The organism is Neobacillus sp. MER 74 (genome assembly GCF_023714155.1).
This window is the reverse complement of sequence record NZ_JAMAUV010000019.1, coordinates 37,571-52,364: the sequence shown is the minus strand read 5'-3', so window position 1 is coordinate 52,364 and position 14,794 is coordinate 37,571. Positions and strand designations below refer to the sequence as shown.

The 14,794-nt window shown below is 40.0% G+C and carries 27 protein-coding genes; all 27 read right to left on the bottom strand.

Going from position 1 to position 14,794, the window contains the following annotated elements:
* Positions 1-142 precede the first annotated feature (142 nt).
* The 27 genes from truA to rplV all read right to left on the bottom strand — a co-directional run bounded on the left by truA (position 143) and on the right by rplV (position 14,779).
* Positions 143-883 carry a tRNA pseudouridine(38-40) synthase TruA gene (truA, locus tag M3610_RS22010; RefSeq protein ID WP_251462616.1) on the bottom strand — a complete coding sequence of 247 codons (741 nt, stop codon included), beginning with the start codon at positions 881-883 and terminating at the stop codon, positions 143-145.
* A 12-nt stretch (positions 884-895) separates the two neighbouring features.
* The gene (locus M3610_RS22005; protein WP_251462613.1) at positions 896-1,693 is read right to left on the bottom strand and encodes an energy-coupling factor transporter transmembrane component T family protein; all 798 of its coding nucleotides are present in this window, start codon (positions 1,691-1,693) and stop codon (positions 896-898) included.
* Complete coding sequence (locus M3610_RS22000; RefSeq protein ID WP_251462610.1) at positions 1,690-2,559, bottom strand: energy-coupling factor ABC transporter ATP-binding protein; 870 nt, start codon at positions 2,557-2,559, stop codon at positions 1,690-1,692. Before M3610_RS22000 ends, M3610_RS22005 begins: the two co-directional genes overlap by 4 nt.
* Positions 2,535-3,374 carry an energy-coupling factor ABC transporter ATP-binding protein gene (locus tag M3610_RS21995; RefSeq protein ID WP_251462608.1) on the bottom strand — a complete coding sequence of 280 codons (840 nt, stop codon included), beginning with the start codon at positions 3,372-3,374 and terminating at the stop codon, positions 2,535-2,537. Before M3610_RS21995 ends, M3610_RS22000 begins: the two co-directional genes overlap by 25 nt.
* 381 nt (positions 3,375-3,755) lie before the next feature.
* The gene (gene rplQ, locus M3610_RS21990) at positions 3,756-4,118 is read right to left on the bottom strand and encodes a 50S ribosomal protein L17 (RefSeq protein ID WP_098573645.1); all 363 of its coding nucleotides are present in this window, start codon (positions 4,116-4,118) and stop codon (positions 3,756-3,758) included.
* A 55-nt stretch (positions 4,119-4,173) separates the two neighbouring features.
* On the bottom strand, positions 4,174-5,118 hold the full coding sequence (locus tag M3610_RS21985) for a DNA-directed RNA polymerase subunit alpha (protein WP_098573648.1): 945 nt from the start codon (positions 5,116-5,118) through the stop codon (positions 4,174-4,176).
* Between the two features lie 175 nt (positions 5,119-5,293).
* Positions 5,294-5,683, bottom strand: a complete 390-nt coding sequence (gene rpsK / locus M3610_RS21980; RefSeq protein WP_024027886.1) for a 30S ribosomal protein S11 — start codon at positions 5,681-5,683, stop codon at positions 5,294-5,296.
* A gap of 21 nt (positions 5,684-5,704) precedes the next feature.
* A complete protein-coding gene (gene rpsM, locus M3610_RS21975) occupies positions 5,705-6,070 on the bottom strand; it encodes a 30S ribosomal protein S13 (RefSeq protein WP_026565543.1) in 366 nt (121 codons plus the stop codon).
* A gap of 24 nt (positions 6,071-6,094) precedes the next feature.
* A complete protein-coding gene (rpmJ, locus tag M3610_RS21970; RefSeq protein ID WP_000868344.1) occupies positions 6,095-6,208 on the bottom strand; it encodes a 50S ribosomal protein L36 in 114 nt (37 codons plus the stop codon).
* A gap of 38 nt (positions 6,209-6,246) precedes the next feature.
* Positions 6,247-6,465, bottom strand: a complete 219-nt coding sequence (infA, locus tag M3610_RS21965) for a translation initiation factor IF-1 (RefSeq protein ID WP_007085268.1) — start codon at positions 6,463-6,465, stop codon at positions 6,247-6,249.
* 280 nt (positions 6,466-6,745) lie between these two features.
* On the bottom strand, positions 6,746-7,396 hold the full coding sequence (locus M3610_RS21960; RefSeq protein ID WP_098573651.1) for an adenylate kinase: 651 nt from the start codon (positions 7,394-7,396) through the stop codon (positions 6,746-6,748).
* Positions 7,397-7,453: 57 nt separating this feature from the next.
* On the bottom strand, positions 7,454-8,749 hold the full coding sequence (secY, locus tag M3610_RS21955) for a preprotein translocase subunit SecY (protein WP_098573654.1): 1,296 nt from the start codon (positions 8,747-8,749) through the stop codon (positions 7,454-7,456).
* Positions 8,749-9,189: a 50S ribosomal protein L15 gene (rplO, locus tag M3610_RS21950; RefSeq protein WP_098573656.1), complete on the bottom strand. Its 441-nt coding sequence runs from the start codon at positions 9,187-9,189 to the stop codon at positions 8,749-8,751. The genes secY and rplO overlap by 1 nt, the downstream gene beginning before the upstream one ends.
* Before the next feature lie 32 nt (positions 9,190-9,221).
* Positions 9,222-9,404, bottom strand: coding sequence for a 50S ribosomal protein L30 (gene rpmD / locus M3610_RS21945; protein WP_026565539.1), 183 nt, complete (start codon positions 9,402-9,404; stop codon positions 9,222-9,224).
* A gap of 1 nt (position 9,405) precedes the next feature.
* Complete coding sequence (rpsE, locus tag M3610_RS21940) at positions 9,406-9,918, bottom strand: 30S ribosomal protein S5 (protein ID WP_098573658.1); 513 nt, start codon at positions 9,916-9,918, stop codon at positions 9,406-9,408.
* A 24-nt stretch (positions 9,919-9,942) separates the two neighbouring features.
* A complete protein-coding gene (rplR, locus tag M3610_RS21935) occupies positions 9,943-10,305 on the bottom strand; it encodes a 50S ribosomal protein L18 (protein WP_098573661.1) in 363 nt (120 codons plus the stop codon).
* 32 nt (positions 10,306-10,337) lie between these two features.
* On the bottom strand, positions 10,338-10,874 hold the full coding sequence (gene rplF / locus M3610_RS21930; protein WP_098573663.1) for a 50S ribosomal protein L6: 537 nt from the start codon (positions 10,872-10,874) through the stop codon (positions 10,338-10,340).
* A 31-nt stretch (positions 10,875-10,905) separates the two neighbouring features.
* Entirely contained in the window at positions 10,906-11,304 is a 399-nt protein-coding gene (gene rpsH, locus M3610_RS21925) for a 30S ribosomal protein S8 (RefSeq protein WP_251462603.1), read from the bottom strand.
* A 29-nt stretch (positions 11,305-11,333) separates the two neighbouring features.
* On the bottom strand, positions 11,334-11,519 hold the full coding sequence (gene rpsN / locus M3610_RS21920; protein WP_007085277.1) for a 30S ribosomal protein S14: 186 nt from the start codon (positions 11,517-11,519) through the stop codon (positions 11,334-11,336).
* A 24-nt stretch (positions 11,520-11,543) separates the two neighbouring features.
* The gene (gene rplE, locus M3610_RS21915) at positions 11,544-12,083 is read right to left on the bottom strand and encodes a 50S ribosomal protein L5 (protein WP_026565534.1); all 540 of its coding nucleotides are present in this window, start codon (positions 12,081-12,083) and stop codon (positions 11,544-11,546) included.
* Between the two features lie 28 nt (positions 12,084-12,111).
* Positions 12,112-12,420: a 50S ribosomal protein L24 gene (gene rplX / locus M3610_RS21910; protein ID WP_098573668.1), complete on the bottom strand. Its 309-nt coding sequence runs from the start codon at positions 12,418-12,420 to the stop codon at positions 12,112-12,114.
* A 36-nt stretch (positions 12,421-12,456) separates the two neighbouring features.
* Positions 12,457-12,825 (bottom strand): 50S ribosomal protein L14, encoded by a 369-nt coding sequence (rplN, locus tag M3610_RS21905; RefSeq protein WP_026565532.1) that lies wholly within the window; start codon positions 12,823-12,825, stop codon positions 12,457-12,459.
* A 40-nt stretch (positions 12,826-12,865) separates the two neighbouring features.
* Entirely contained in the window at positions 12,866-13,129 is a 264-nt protein-coding gene (gene rpsQ / locus M3610_RS21900) for a 30S ribosomal protein S17 (RefSeq protein WP_251462600.1), read from the bottom strand.
* A gap of 22 nt (positions 13,130-13,151) precedes the next feature.
* Entirely contained in the window at positions 13,152-13,352 is a 201-nt protein-coding gene (gene rpmC, locus M3610_RS21895) for a 50S ribosomal protein L29 (RefSeq protein WP_026565530.1), read from the bottom strand.
* Positions 13,342-13,776, bottom strand: a complete 435-nt coding sequence (gene rplP / locus M3610_RS21890) for a 50S ribosomal protein L16 (protein ID WP_026565529.1) — start codon at positions 13,774-13,776, stop codon at positions 13,342-13,344. The genes rpmC and rplP overlap by 11 nt, the downstream gene beginning before the upstream one ends.
* A gap of 1 nt (position 13,777) precedes the next feature.
* Entirely contained in the window at positions 13,778-14,434 is a 657-nt protein-coding gene (gene rpsC / locus M3610_RS21885; RefSeq protein WP_098573671.1) for a 30S ribosomal protein S3, read from the bottom strand.
* A 3-nt stretch (positions 14,435-14,437) separates the two neighbouring features.
* Positions 14,438-14,779 (bottom strand): 50S ribosomal protein L22, encoded by a 342-nt coding sequence (rplV, locus tag M3610_RS21880; protein ID WP_042453964.1) that lies wholly within the window; start codon positions 14,777-14,779, stop codon positions 14,438-14,440.
* Positions 14,780-14,794: the final 15 nt, after the last annotated feature.

The window sequence follows — 14,794 nt, the reverse complement described above, 5'->3', positions numbered from 1 at the left end:
TGTATTCATATATTTTCAATCACGATGAAGACTTTCCGGGGCTTTATCGTGGGATTAAAAACACGCACATATAATATAATAAATACTTCAGGGCTATATGTCAAGAAAATGTTACACCAGGTTGTGTTGTATTAAAAATTATTTACTCATAATATACTTCCCAAAGGTATAAACCGTGGCCAGGGGCTGTTTTTCCAGACAAAGTCCGATCTTTCTGAGCCAATATATTCGGGATCTCTTCTGGGCTTCGATCACCAGATCCAACTTCTAATAATGTTCCTACTAAAATACGGACCATATTATATAAAAAGCCATTTCCAACAAAACGGATGGTTAACATCTCATTCTCGCGTGAAAAATCAATCGCTTTAATCGTTCGCACTTTGTCTTCCACTTCTGTCTTCGCAGCACAGAAGCTAGAAAAGTCATGTGTACCTAGGAAAAAATTACTTGCCTGTTCCATTGCATTCAAATTGAGACGATATGGATATTGGTAAGCAAATTTCCGCAAAAAAGGATCCCTATTTGAAGATAAATGGAGCTTATAGCGGTATTCCTTCCCTTTAGCATCAAAGCGGGCATGAAACGAATCATCGACCGTCACAGCAGAAAGGACAGAAATATCGCCTGGAAGCATTGAATTCAACGCTCTTCCCCACTTTTCTTCCGGAATATGGAGCGGCGAATCAAAATGAATGACTTGTCCTTTTGCATGTACGCCGGCATCCGTTCGTCCAGAAGCGAATACCTTCACCGGTTCACCCTTATGCATTTTTGTTAATACAGCTTCTAAAACAGATTGAACGGTCCGCTTATTAGGCTGAACCTGATAACCTGAAAATCCAGAACCATCATAAGAAATGATACATTTATACCTTGGCATAGCTTCGCTCCATTATGAACGTAATAAGAATAATAAGATCGTTACAAGAACTAAAAGAACCATCTGAAAGGAATCAGCTTTTTTCCAAGATAACTCCCGATACTTTGTTCTGCCTTCTCCGCCTCGATAACCCCTTGCTTCCATCGCTACGGCTAATTCTTCTGCCCGTTTAAATGAACTAACAAACAATGGGATTAGCAGTGGAATGACGGCTTTAATGCGTTCCTTAAACGGTCCGCTCGCAAACTCTACGCCTCTGGCGATTTGCGCCTTCATAATTTTATCCGTTTCCTGCATAAGCGTGGGAATAAACCGCAATGAAATGGACATCATTAACGCCATCTCATGGACAGGAAAACGAACCTTATTTAAAGGATGTAAAAGTGTTTCCAAACCATCCGTAATTTCAATCGGAGTGGTTGTCAGTGTCAACAAAGACGTCATTAGAATTAGGAAGAAGAATCGTAGCGAAATAAAAATCCCTTGTCTTAACCCTTCCTCATAAATCTTAACTGGCCCTAGTTCATATAAAAGGGCACCTTCTTTAGTAAAAAACAACTGTAGAATAAATGTAAAAAGGACAAGCCAAATAACCGGCTTCAAGCCGCCATACAAAAAGCGCACGGGGACTCGCGACAATCCAAGCATAAAAAAAGTATAAATACCAATAAGTGCATAGGTTACCACATTATTTGCCAGAAAAATAATACAGACAAAAAGAAAGATAATCAATATTTTAGAGCGAGGGTCCATCTTATGAAGAACCGAATCGGCCGGAACATAGCGCCCAAAAATCATTTTATCCATCATAAGCGAACACCTCTACTTAACACCTTAGTAACAGCAGCAGACAGTTCATCAATGGTTAGGAACATTTTCTCTAATTTAATCCCTAATTTGTCCTCAAGTTTCAGTTGAAAACGAACCACTTCGGGTACATCCAGTCCCATTTCAACAAGTTCACCCGGTGCTGAGAAAATCTCTTCCGGTGTCCCTCTTTGAACAACCTTCCCATGCTGCATTATGACAATTTGGTCTGCATATCTTGCAGCATCCTCCATACTATGTGTGACAAGTATGGTAGAAAGCTTTCTTTCTTTATGAAGATCGTAAAACATATCCATGACCTCTTTACGGCCTCTAGGGTCTAGCCCTGCTGTAGGCTCGTCCAGGACAATAACATCAGGTTCCATAGCGAGTACACCTGCAATGGCCACGCGGCGCATTTGGCCCCCAGAGAGATCAAATGGGGATTTTTGAAGGACTTCTTCGCCTAAGCCCACTTGATGTAAGGCAATCCGTGCGCGTTCCTTTGCATCACTCTCAGAAACGCCAAAATTCATGGGCCCGAACATAATATCCTTTTCAACAGTTTCTTCAAACAATTGATGTTCAGGGAATTGAAAAACAATCCCAACTTTTTGACGGATCCTCTTCAAATTTTTATTTTTCAGTCCAGCCTTAATTTCTTGATCACCAATCGAAACTGATCCTTTTGTTGGCTGCAAAAGTGCGTTTAAATGTTGGAGGACGGTGGACTTTCCTGAGCCGGTATGGCCAATTATAGCCATATACACCCCTGTCGGAATATCAATCGAAACGTCCGCAATGGCCAATCGTTCAAAAGGAGTATTTGCTTGATATCGATAATCTACATGTTTGAGCGAGATGTCCATAGCTCTGTCACCAACTCTTCTTCCGATAAATAATGTCTCGATAGTTGAACACCCTTGTCCCGAAATGATTTCGCCATTTTTACTGAAAAAGGAATATCCAAACCTAATTGAACTAATTGTTCATCCATGGAGAAAATTTCTTCAGGTGTCCCTTCACGAAAAACTTCCCCTTTGTTCATCACAATAATGCGATCCGCTTTGGCTGCTTCATCTAAGTCATGGGTAATAGATATAACGGTTAAAGATTTCTCTTCTTTTAATAAACGAACTGTCTCCAATACCTCTTCCCTGCCTTTGGGATCAAGCATTGATGTTGCCTCATCTAATATGATAATTGACGGCCTTAGCGCAAGAACACCTGCTATTGCCACACGCTGCTTTTGGCCTCCAGATAGATGGTGGGGCTCTTGATGTAGAAACTTATCCATCTTGACCCTCTTTAACGAATCTTCGACTCTTTTGACCATTTCCTCTCTAGGAATGCCATTATTTTCTAAACCAAAAGCCACATCATCCTGTACAGTCGTACCAACAAATTGATTATCAGGATTTTGAAAAACCATCCCAATTTTTTTTCGGATATCCCATATTGATTCTTCATCAAGCTTAATACCACAAACCTGTAGTTCACCCGATTGAGGAAATTGAAGCCCATTTAGTAGTTTGGCCATTGTCGACTTCCCAGAACCATTATGACCAACAATCGCCAGCCATTCCCCCTCATATATATCAAAAGAGACATTATTCAGAGCATAGCGTTCTTGTGTATCGTATTGAAAAGAAATTCCATCAAGAGTAACAATAGGATTTTTCATCAGGATATGCCTCCTCTCAGCTGACTAATCTCTGCTCAGATGTTTTTACATATAAAAAAAAGCCTGCACCTCGTCCCTATGCAGTTACGTCTTAACTGCAAAAAAAGGAATTTCATCAAAGAAATGGGAGGAGGTGCATGAGCTAGACGAGTCGTAATTCAAATCACACATCCATAGATGCGGCTGAAAAAAGCTTATTTAAAACAGTCAACAAAAAGAAGACAATTAAACTTTTTAGTTCTCCAACTAATTGGAGTTACGCTCATCATAACACTCTTTTGGGCTTGGGTCTAACATGATATAGAGTTCATTTACAGAAAAAGGGCAAAGAACAAGTTTGTTACAAAACTGTCCAGCGCCCTTGTTGTCTGTTGATAGCTATTAAACTAACTCAATAATAACCATTGGTGCACCGTCACCGCGGCGTGGTCCAATTTTCATAATACGAGTATATCCACCTTGACGCTCAGTATAACGTGGAGCGATATCAGCGAAAAGTTTTTGTAATGCACTTGTATTGTTTTCAGCATCAGCAACTTCGTTACGTACATATGAAGCAGCTTGACGACGAGCATGTAAATCACCGCGTTTACCTAAAGTGATCATTTTTTCAACAGTCACACGAATTTCTTTCGCACGAGTTTCTGTTGTTTCAATACGCTCGTTGATAATTAAATCTGTAGTTAAATCACGTAGCATAGCTTTACGCTGTGCACTTGTGCGTCCTAACTTTCTGTATGCCATGAAGGGTTCCCTCCTTTGTTGAAGTCATAAGTCGGAATAATTGCCTAACGAAAGACTAGTCGTCTTTACGTAAGCCTAATCCAAGCTCTTCTAGTTTTGCCTTCACTTCTTCAAGTGATTTACGGCCTAAGTTACGAACTTTCATCATATCTTCTTCAGTCTTATTTGCTAATTCCTGAACAGTGTTGATTCCAGCACGTTTTAAGCAGTTATAAGAACGAACAGAAAGATCGAGTTCCTCAATAGTCATTTCAAGAACTTTTTCCTTTTGGTCTTCTTCTTTTTCGATCATAATTTCAGCATTTTGAGCTTCATCAGTTAAACCAACGAAAATATTCAAATGCTCAGTCAAAATTTTCGAACCAAGAGCAATTGCTTCTTTTGGTCCAGTGCTTCCATCTGTCCACACATCAAGTGTCAATTTATCAAAATTGGACATTTGACCAACACGTGTATTTTCTACGTGGAACATTACACGTGAAACTGGTGTAAAGATAGAATCAATTGGAATCACACCAATAGGCTGGTCTTCTCTTTTGTTTTGAACAGCTGGAGTGTAACCACGTCCACGTTTCGCCGTTAAACGCATGCGAAGATGACCATTTGAAGCTAAAGTTGCAATATGAAGATCTGGATTTAACACTTCAACATCACTATCATGAGTGATATTGCCAGCTAAAACAGGTCCCTCACCTTGCACATCAAATTCTAGCGTCTTCTCTTCATCAGAGTAGATTTTTAAAGCTAGTTTTTTAATGTTTAGGATGATGGATGTTACATCCTCCACGACGCCTTCAATTGTTGAGAACTCATGAAGTACCCCATCGATTTGAATCGATGTAACCGCGGCACCTGGGAGTGAAGATAATAGGATACGACGTAAGGAGTTACCCAAAGTGGTACCATATCCACGCTCAAGTGGCTCTACGATAAATTTGCCGTACTTGGCATCGTCGTTGATCTCAATCGTTTCGATTTTTGGTTTTTCTATTTCGATCATCAAATAACCCTCCTTCAAAACGTCGAAACTTCAAATTAGCTTGTATACTAATTAAAGTCCCCATGTATATGTTCCCGTTTTGTGCACAACAACTGGAATAAATCTTCTGTAAGAGTGCAAAAAATTAATATCATATCCCATTATAGACATATGATACAAAATCTATACAGAAAAATTAAACACGACGACGTTTTGGTGGACGGCATCCATTATGAGGAACAGGTGTAACGTCTTTGATAGCAGTTACTTCAAGACCAGCAGCTTGAAGAGCACGGATTGCAGCTTCACGTCCTGCACCAGGTCCTTTAACAGTAACTTCAAGAGTTTTCATACCATGTTCAATAGAAGTCTTAGCTGCTGTTTCAGCTGCCATTTGTGCCGCAAATGGTGTAGATTTACGAGAACCTCTAAATCCAAGCGCACCTGCACTTGACCATGAAATTGCATTACCATGAACATCAGTAATAGTTACAATCGTATTGTTAAAAGTTGAACGAATATGAGCAATACCAGATTCAATATTCTTTTTAACACGACGTTTACGTGTATTTGTTTTACGTGCCATTTAAATTACCTCCTTTGCCGATTACTTCTTCTTGTTCGCTACAGTCTTACGAGGACCTTTGCGAGTACGAGCGTTGTTTTTCGTATTTTGTCCACGAACTGGTAAACCACGACGATGACGTAATCCGCGGTAGCAGCCGATTTCCATTAAACGCTTAATGTTAAGAGAAATTTCACGGCGAAGGTCACCTTCAACTTTTAACTTGTCGATGATGTCACGGATTTTGTTTAATTCGTCTTCTGTTAAATCACGTACACGTGTATCTTCAGAAACACCAGCTTCTGCTAATACTTTTTGTGCAGTGTTTTTACCAATTCCATAAATGTATGTTAAAGAGATAACTACACGTTTTTCACGTGGAATATCTACACCAGCAATACGTGCCATAGAAAATGCGCACCTCCTTCAAAATTAACCTTGTTTTTGTTTATGTTTAGGGTTTTCACAGATAACCATAACTTTGCCGCGTCTACGGATAACTTTACACTTTTCGCAGATGGGTTTAACAGATGGTCTTACTTTCATTATTATCCTAACCTCCTTAGTAGTACGGAGTGCAAGCATTATTTAAAGCGGTAAGTAATTCTTCCGCGTGTTAAGTCATATGGAGAAAGCTCAACAGTCACTTTGTCACCCGGAAGGATCCGAATGAAATGCATTCGTATTTTACCAGAAACATGCGCTAGCACGGTATGACCATTTTCTAATTCTACCTTAAACATTGCATTTGGCAATGTTTCAATGACTTTACCTTCAATTTCAATTACATCATCTTTGGCCATCGATCTCGTCTCCCTTCTCAATTCAAAAATTGTGAATACAAAACAATATAACTCTTCTTATTCGTACACAAATAGCAACCTTATAATAGTAACATATTGTTCTTCTTCTGTCCGCAAGTAAATACTACATATTTAGGAATAAAATAGTTCCACATGTAAGTCTTACCCAACTCTCGGTCCTACATACTCCGTACAATAGAAAAGCGATATGCTTTCACATATTTTTGAATCAAAATGAAGAGATGGTCGAGAGCCGTTCGTACGGATTTACTTACGGTCATTAATGTAAGTCCCCAAGTAAATGCTCGATATCAGCGAATACCTTATTAATATCCTGCTGTCCATCGATTGTACGAAGATATCCTTTAGTTTCATAAAAAGTTAATAATGGTTCTTGTTGTTTAATATTTACGTCTAAACGATTTTGAACTGTTTCTTCATTATCATCCGCTCTTTGGTATAACTCACCGCCGCAGCGATCGCATACACCCTCTTGTTTAGGAGGATTAAACTCTAAATGATACGTAGATCCACATTCTTTACAGATACGACGTCCAGTCAAACGCGCCATTAATAATTCTTTATCTACATTAATATTAATTACATAGTTAATTTTTTTATTTAAATCAACTAATAGATTTTCCAACGCATCTGCTTGAGGTACAGTTCTAGGGAAGCCATCTAAAAGGAATCCTTTTTGACAATCTTCCTTGCTTAGTCGCTCACGAACAATGCCGATTGTTACTTCATCAGGAACAAGTTCGCCTTTATCCATGAATGATTTCGCTTGTAAACCTAGTTCTGTTCCTTCTTTCATCGCTGCACGGAACATATCGCCAGTAGAGATATGAGGGATGCCGTATTGCTCGACGATTCTTTCAGCTTGAGTACCTTTACCGGCACCTGGTAGCCCCATTAATACTAAATTCACACGTGTTCCCCCCTCGTGCTATAAATGGGTTTTAGGGAGCTATGGCCCCTAAAACCATTACTTAATAAATCCTTTATAATGACGTTTAACTAGTTGTGCTTCAAGTTGCTTCATCGTATCAAGTGCAACACCGACAACGATTAACAAACTTGTTCCGCCAATTTGCGCTGATTGCGGAAGGTTAGCTATTGAAATAAATAACATCGGCAATACCGCAATAACAGCAAGGAAGATCGCACCAACAAAAGTTAAACGATATAAGACACGCGTTAAGTATTCTTGCGTACTCTTTCCTGGTCGAATACCAGGAATATAGCCGCTTTGCTTTTGTAGGTTCTCCGCTGCTTGTTCAGGGTTAACTTGAATAAAAGCATAGAAATAAGTGAACGCGATAATTAATGCTGCATATAAAGTCATCCCGATTGGATGAGAATAGTCAAAGACCTTAGTAATCCAAAGAGTTACATCATTCGTTGGGAAGAATGACGCAACTGTTCTAGGCGTTACAATAAATGAAACGGCAAAGATAACAGGAATAACACCCGCAGCATTAACTTTTAATGGCATGTGAGTAGATTGTCCTCCAACTGGATTACGTCCAGCAACAACGCGCTTTGCATATTGAATAGGTATCTTACGATTTGCCTGTTGGATAAAGATAACACCAACTACGATAGCAACAACTGCAAGTGCGATTAGAATTACCGTAACAATACGTAAGAATAATGCTTCCCCAGCATTCTCAAATTGTTGAACATAAATTTGATTAATAGTGGATGGCATTCCAGCCACGATCCCGGCAAAGATGATAATAGAAATTCCATTACCAACACCTTTTTCGGTGATCTGTTCCCCTAACCACATTAAAAATGCTGTACCAGCGGTTAATACAACCGCAATCAATAAATAAGTACCAATTCCAGGATTTTCAATCAACTGGCCGCTAGCTAAGTTATTAAAACCGTAGGACATTCCTAATGCCTGGATAAATCCAAGCACGATTGTAAAATAACGAGTAAATTGGGCAATCTTACGACGGCCTGATTCACCTTGCTTAGACCATTCTGTAAACTTCGGTACAACATCCATTTGAAGGAGTTGAATGATAATCGAAGCTGTAATGTACGGCATGATACCCATTGCAAAGATGGAGAATTGTTTTAATGCTCCACCGCCAAAAGTATTTAATATACCGAAAACACTAAGCTTATCTTGATTTGCTAGAACATCAGCATTTACATTGGGTACTGGGATAAATGTACCTAATCGGAATACGACTAACATTAAAAGGGTGAATATGATCTTACGTCTTATCTCACCCACGCGCATAAAATTGGAGAATGTCTGGAACATTAGATCACCTCAGTGTTTCCACCAGCAGCTTCGATAGCTTCCTTAGCAGCAGAGGAGAATTTGTGAGCTTTTACAGTCAACTTTTTCTCTAGTGTCCCTTTTGCAAGAACCTTGATTCCCGCTTTTTCATTACTTACTACGCCTGATTCGATAAGAAGTTCTGGAGTAACTTCTGTACCTTCAACAAAGCGATTTAACGTATCAAGATTTACAATTGCATATTCCTTACGGCTAATGTTTGTAAATCCACGTTTTGGTAAACGACGGTATAAAGGTGTTTGACCACCTTCAAAACCTAGACGTACACCGCCACCAGAACGAGCATTTTGACCTTTGTGACCTTTACCAGCAGTTTTACCTTGACCAGATCCGATACCACGACCTAAACGCTTGCGCTCTTTACGAGAACCTTCAGCAGGTTTTAATTCATGAAGTTTCATATTGGCACCTCCTTATGAAAGAAAACAATTAATTATTGTTCTTTTACTGTAACAAGGTGAGCAACTTTGGTAATCATACCGCGAATAGCAGCGTTATCTGGGTGCTCAACTGTTTGATTTAATTTACGTAATCCAAGAGCTTTAACTGTTTCACGTTGATCGCCTGGACGGCCAATCAAACTGCGAGTGAGGGTAACTGATAGTTTATTTGCCATTTTATTTCCCCCCGTATCCTAACAGTTCTTCTACTGATTTACCACGTAGTTTTGCTACGTCTTCAGCACGTTTTAATTGTTTTAAACCGTCAATTGTAGCACGTACCATGTTAATTGGAGTGTTAGTTCCTAATGATTTAGAAAGAATATCAGCAACTCCGCCTAATTCTAGTACGGCACGAACTGGTCCACCAGCGATAACTCCTGTACCTTCAGAAGCAGGTTTTAGAAGGATTTCGCCAGCACCAAAGCGTCCAATTACTTGGTGTGGAATAGACGTTCCAACCATTGGTACCTCGACTAAGTTTTTCTTTGCATCTTCGATGGCTTTACGAATAGCATCAGGTACTTCTTGAGCTTTACCAGTACCGAAACCAACGTGGCCGTTTTTATCGCCTACAACAACAAGGGCTGTAAAGCGGAAACGACGTCCACCTTTCACAACTTTCGCAACACGGTTAACCGTGACTACGCGTTCTTCTAGTTCAAGTTTGTTTGGATCAATACGACGCATCTTTTTGTGTCCCTCCTTTGTCTATTAGAATTGTAAGCCGTTTTCACGGGCAGCATCAGCTAATGCTTGAATACGTCCATGGTATAGGTATCCGCCACGGTCAAAGACAATAGAAGTGATACCTTTTTCTACAGCACGTTTAGCGACTAATTCTCCGACCTTTTGTGCAGCTTCAACGTTGTTTGTAGATTCTAAACCAAAGTCTTTATCTAAAGTAGAAGCACTTGCTAAAGTTACTCCGTTAATGTCATCAATTACTTGAGCATAAATATGTTTGTTAGAACGAAACACATTTAGACGTGGACGAGCAGAAGTACCGCTAAGTTTCGCACGAACACGAGCATGTCTTTTCTTGCGAGTAGCGTTTTTATCTTGCTTCGTAATCATTTACGTCACTCCTTTCGTTTACCTATGCGGCATTACTTACCGGTTTTACCCTCTTTACGACGAACAAATTCACCTTCGTAACGAATTCCTTTGCCTTTATACGGCTCTGGAGGACGAACTCCGCGAATATTCGCTGCTAATGCACCAACACGTTCTTTGTCAGTACCTTTGATAACGATTTTTGTGTTTGCAGGAACTTCGATTTCAAGTCCCTCTTCAGCTTCGATCTCAACTGGATGAGAGTATCCAACGTTTAATACAAGTTTGTTACCTTGCTTTTGAGCACGATATCCAACCCCGATTAACTCTAGGCCTCTAGAGAACCCAGTAGATACACCTTCAACCATGTTCGCAAGAACGGCACGAGTGGTACCATGTAATGCGCGGTGTTCTTTCACATCAGAAGGACGTGTGATTGTTACAAGATTCTCTTCCACACTGATAGTGATATCTGAGTGGAAAGTACGAGTAAGTTCACCTTTAGGTCCTTTAACTGTAACAGTGTTGTTATTTAAAGTTACTGTTACTCCTGCTGGAATAACAATTGGTTTTTTTCCTACGCGAGACATTTAGTGCACCTCCATTCATTCAAAAGCTCAATTACCAAACGTAAGCTAAAATTTCTCCGCCGATTTGTTTTGCACGAGCTTCTTTATCTGTAATAACACCTTGTGATGTTGATACTAATGCGATACCAAGACCGTTAAGAACGCGTGGTACCTCAGTTGATTTTGCGTAAACTCTAAGTCCAGGCTTGCTTATGCGCTTAAGACCAGTAATAACACGTTCGTTACCAGCACCGTATTTTAAGAAGATACGGATGATACCTTGTTTGTTGTCTTCAATAAATTCGACGTCACGTACGAAACCTTCGCGCTTTAAAATTTCAGCAATTTCTTTTTTCATATTAGAAGCAGGCACTTCTAACTTTTCGTGACGCACCATGTTCGCATTACGAATGCGAGTAAGCAAATCAGCAATTGGATCTGTCATGACCATTATTTTTACCTCCTTCCCAGACTTGGGTTTTACCAGCTAGCTTTTTTGACACCAGGAATTTGTCCTTTGTATGCTAATTCACGGAAACAAATACGGCAAAGCTTAAATTTACGATATACAGAGTGTGGACGACCACAACGTTCGCAGCGTGTATACTCTTGTACTTTGAATTTAGGCGTGCGTTGTTGTTTCGCAATCATTGACTTTTTAGCCACGTTTTCGCCTCCCTTATTTAAGGATTACTTTTGGAATGGCATTCCAAATTGAGTTAAAAGTTCACGAGATTCTTCATCAGTTTTTGCAGTTGTTACGATAACGATATCCATACCACGAACTTTGCTTACTTTATCGTAATCAATTTCAGGGAAGATTAATTGTTCTTTAACACCTAGAGTGTAGTTACCACGACCGTCGAATGCTTTTTTAGAAATACCACGGAAGTCACGTACACGAGGTAAGGAAACGGAAACTAATTTATCCAAGAATTCGTACATGCGTTCACCGCGAAGAGTAACCTTAGCACCGATTGGCATACCTTCACGAAGACGGAAGCCAGCGATAGATTTTTTCGCACGTGTAACGACAGGTTTTTGACCTGTGATAGTTGAAAGTTCTTCTACTGCATTATCGAGTGCCTTTGCGTTTGCAACTGCGTCACCAACGCCCATATTCACAACGATTTTCTCAAGTTTAGGAACTTCCATAACTGATTTATAGTTGAACTTGCTCATAAGAGCAGGAGTAACTTCTTTTACAAATTTTTCTTTTAGGCGGTTCACTTATTGTACCTCCCTTCTAAATTTTAAACTATTTATCTAAAACTTCACCGGATTTTGCTACGCGTACTTTCTTGCCATCAACCGTTGTGGAACCTACACGAGTTGGGTTACCAGTTTTAGGATCGATAGGCATAACGTTTGATACATGGATAGGAGCCTCAAAGCTGATAATTCCGCCTTGTGGATTCACTTGAGAAGGTTTAGAGTGTTTTTTCACAATGTTTACACCTTCAACTAGTACACGGCTGTCTTTAGGATAAGCAGCTAGGATCACACCTGTTTTGCCTTTATCCTTGCCAGAAATAACTCTGACGTTATCACCTTTTTTTACATGCATCAGTAAGCACCTCCTTAAAGGCAATTAATTTTAAAATTATAATACTTCTGGAGCAAGAGAAACAATCTTCATAAAGTTGTTGTCGCGAAGTTCACGGGCAACAGGTCCGAAAATACGAGTTCCACGTGGGCTCTTATCATCTTTGATAATTACACATGCGTTTTCATCAAAACGAATGTATGAACCGTCTGGACGACGAGCACCGCTCTTTGTACGAACGATAACTGCTTTAACAACGTCACCTTTTTTAACAACGCCACCTGGTGTTGCTTGTTTTACTGTACAAACGATAACATCACCAATACCAGCAAATTTGCGACCTGAACCACCAAGAACTTTAATCGTTAGTACCTCACGTGCACCAGAGTTGTCAGCAACTTTTAAACGTGATTCTTGTTGAATCATGTGTGTAACCTCCCTTCGGAATGAAGCTTAATCCGAACAATTAAATAATAACTGCTTTTTCTACAACTTCAACTAAACGGAAACGCTTAGTAGCTGAAAGCGGACGAGTTTCCATAATACGAACTATATCGCCGATTTTTGCTTCGTTTTGCTCATCATGAGCTTTATACTTTTTAGAGTACTTAACGCGTTTACCATATAAAGGATGCTTTTTTTGAGTTTCAACAAGAACTGTTACGGTTTTATCCATCTTGTCAGAAACAACGCGTCCTGTGTAAACTTTACGTTGGTTACGTTCACTCATTGTGTGAACCTCCCTTCAATAATCACTTGTTAACGTTGATTTCTCTTTCACGAACAACTGTTTTCATACGAGCGATCGCTTTACGTACTTCACGTATGCGAGCAGTGTTTTCAAGTTGTCCTGTCGCCAATTGAAAGCGAAGGTTGAAAAGTTCTTCTTTTAATGATTTTACTTTTTGTTCAATTTCAGCAGTGGTAAGGTCACGAAGTTCATTAGCTTTCATTTGATTCACCACCAATTTCTTCTCGTTTTACAAACTTACACTTAACAGGAAGTTTGTGCATTGCAAGTCGAAGTGCTTCACGAGCGATTTCTTCAGAAACGCCAGCGATTTCGAACATGATTTTTCCAGGCTTAACAACAGCTACCCAGCCTTCAGGTGCCCCTTTACCGGAACCCATCCGTACTTCTAAAGGTTTAGCAGTGTAAGGCTTGTGAGGGAAAATTTTAATCCAAACTTTACCGCCACGTTTCATGTAACGTGTCATCGCAATACGTGCTGCTTCGATTTGACGGTTCGTAATCCATGAAGCTTCTAAAGCTTGCAGGCCGAATTCACCGAATGTCACTTCTGTACCGCCTTTTGCGTTACCACGCATGTTACCACGATGTTGACGGCGATATTTTACGCGTTTTGGCAATAACATATTATTTGCCTCCTTCCACAGATTTCTTCTTAGTAGGAAGGACTTCTCCCTTATAGATCCATACTTTTACGCCAAGCTTACCATAAGTAGTATCGGCTTCAGCAGTAGCATAGTCGATATCAGCGCGAAGTGTATGAAGTGGAACAGTTCCTTCGCTGTAATGTTCAGCACGAGCGATATCTGCACCGCCAAGACGACCAGATACTTGTGTTTTGATACCTTTTGAACCAGCGCGCATAGCACGTTGAATTGCTTGCTTTTGTGCACGACGGAAAGATACACGGTTTTCTAATTGACGAGCAATATTTTCAGCAACTAATTTCGCATCAACGTCAGCTCTCTTGATTTCAAGGATGTTGATGTGAACTCGTTTGCCAGTTAATTGATTTAATGCTTTACGAAGTGCTTCAACTTCAGTACCGCCTTTACCAATAACCATACCAGGCTTAGCAGTATGAACTGTTACATTCACACGGTTTGCCGCACGTTCGATTTCAACTTTAGAAACAGAAGCATCCTTCAAACGCTTCGTGATGTACTCACGAATTTTAAGGTCTTCGTGTAAAAGAGTAGCGAAGTCTTTACCTGCGTACCACTTAGATTCCCAATCTTTGATGATTCCGATACGCAAACCGACTGGATTTACTTTTTGACCCACAGATTATCCCTCCTTCTTTTCTGATAGAACGATTGTGATGTGGCTAGTGCGTTTGTTGATTTGGCTTGCACGGCCCATAGCGCGAGGACGGAAACGTTTTAAAGTTGGTCCTTCGTCAACAAATGCTTGTGCAACAACTAGATTATTAACGTCCATTTCATAGTTGTGCTCAGCGTTTGCCATAGCTGATTTTAATACTTTTTCTACGATTGGAGAAGCAGCCTTAGGAGTGAGATTTAAAATCGCCACAGCTTCACCAACTTGCTTACCTCGGATTAAATCAACGACTAAACGTGCTTTACGAGGAGCAATACGAACTGTTCTTGCAACAGCTTTAGCTTGCATTTGGATGCCCTCCTC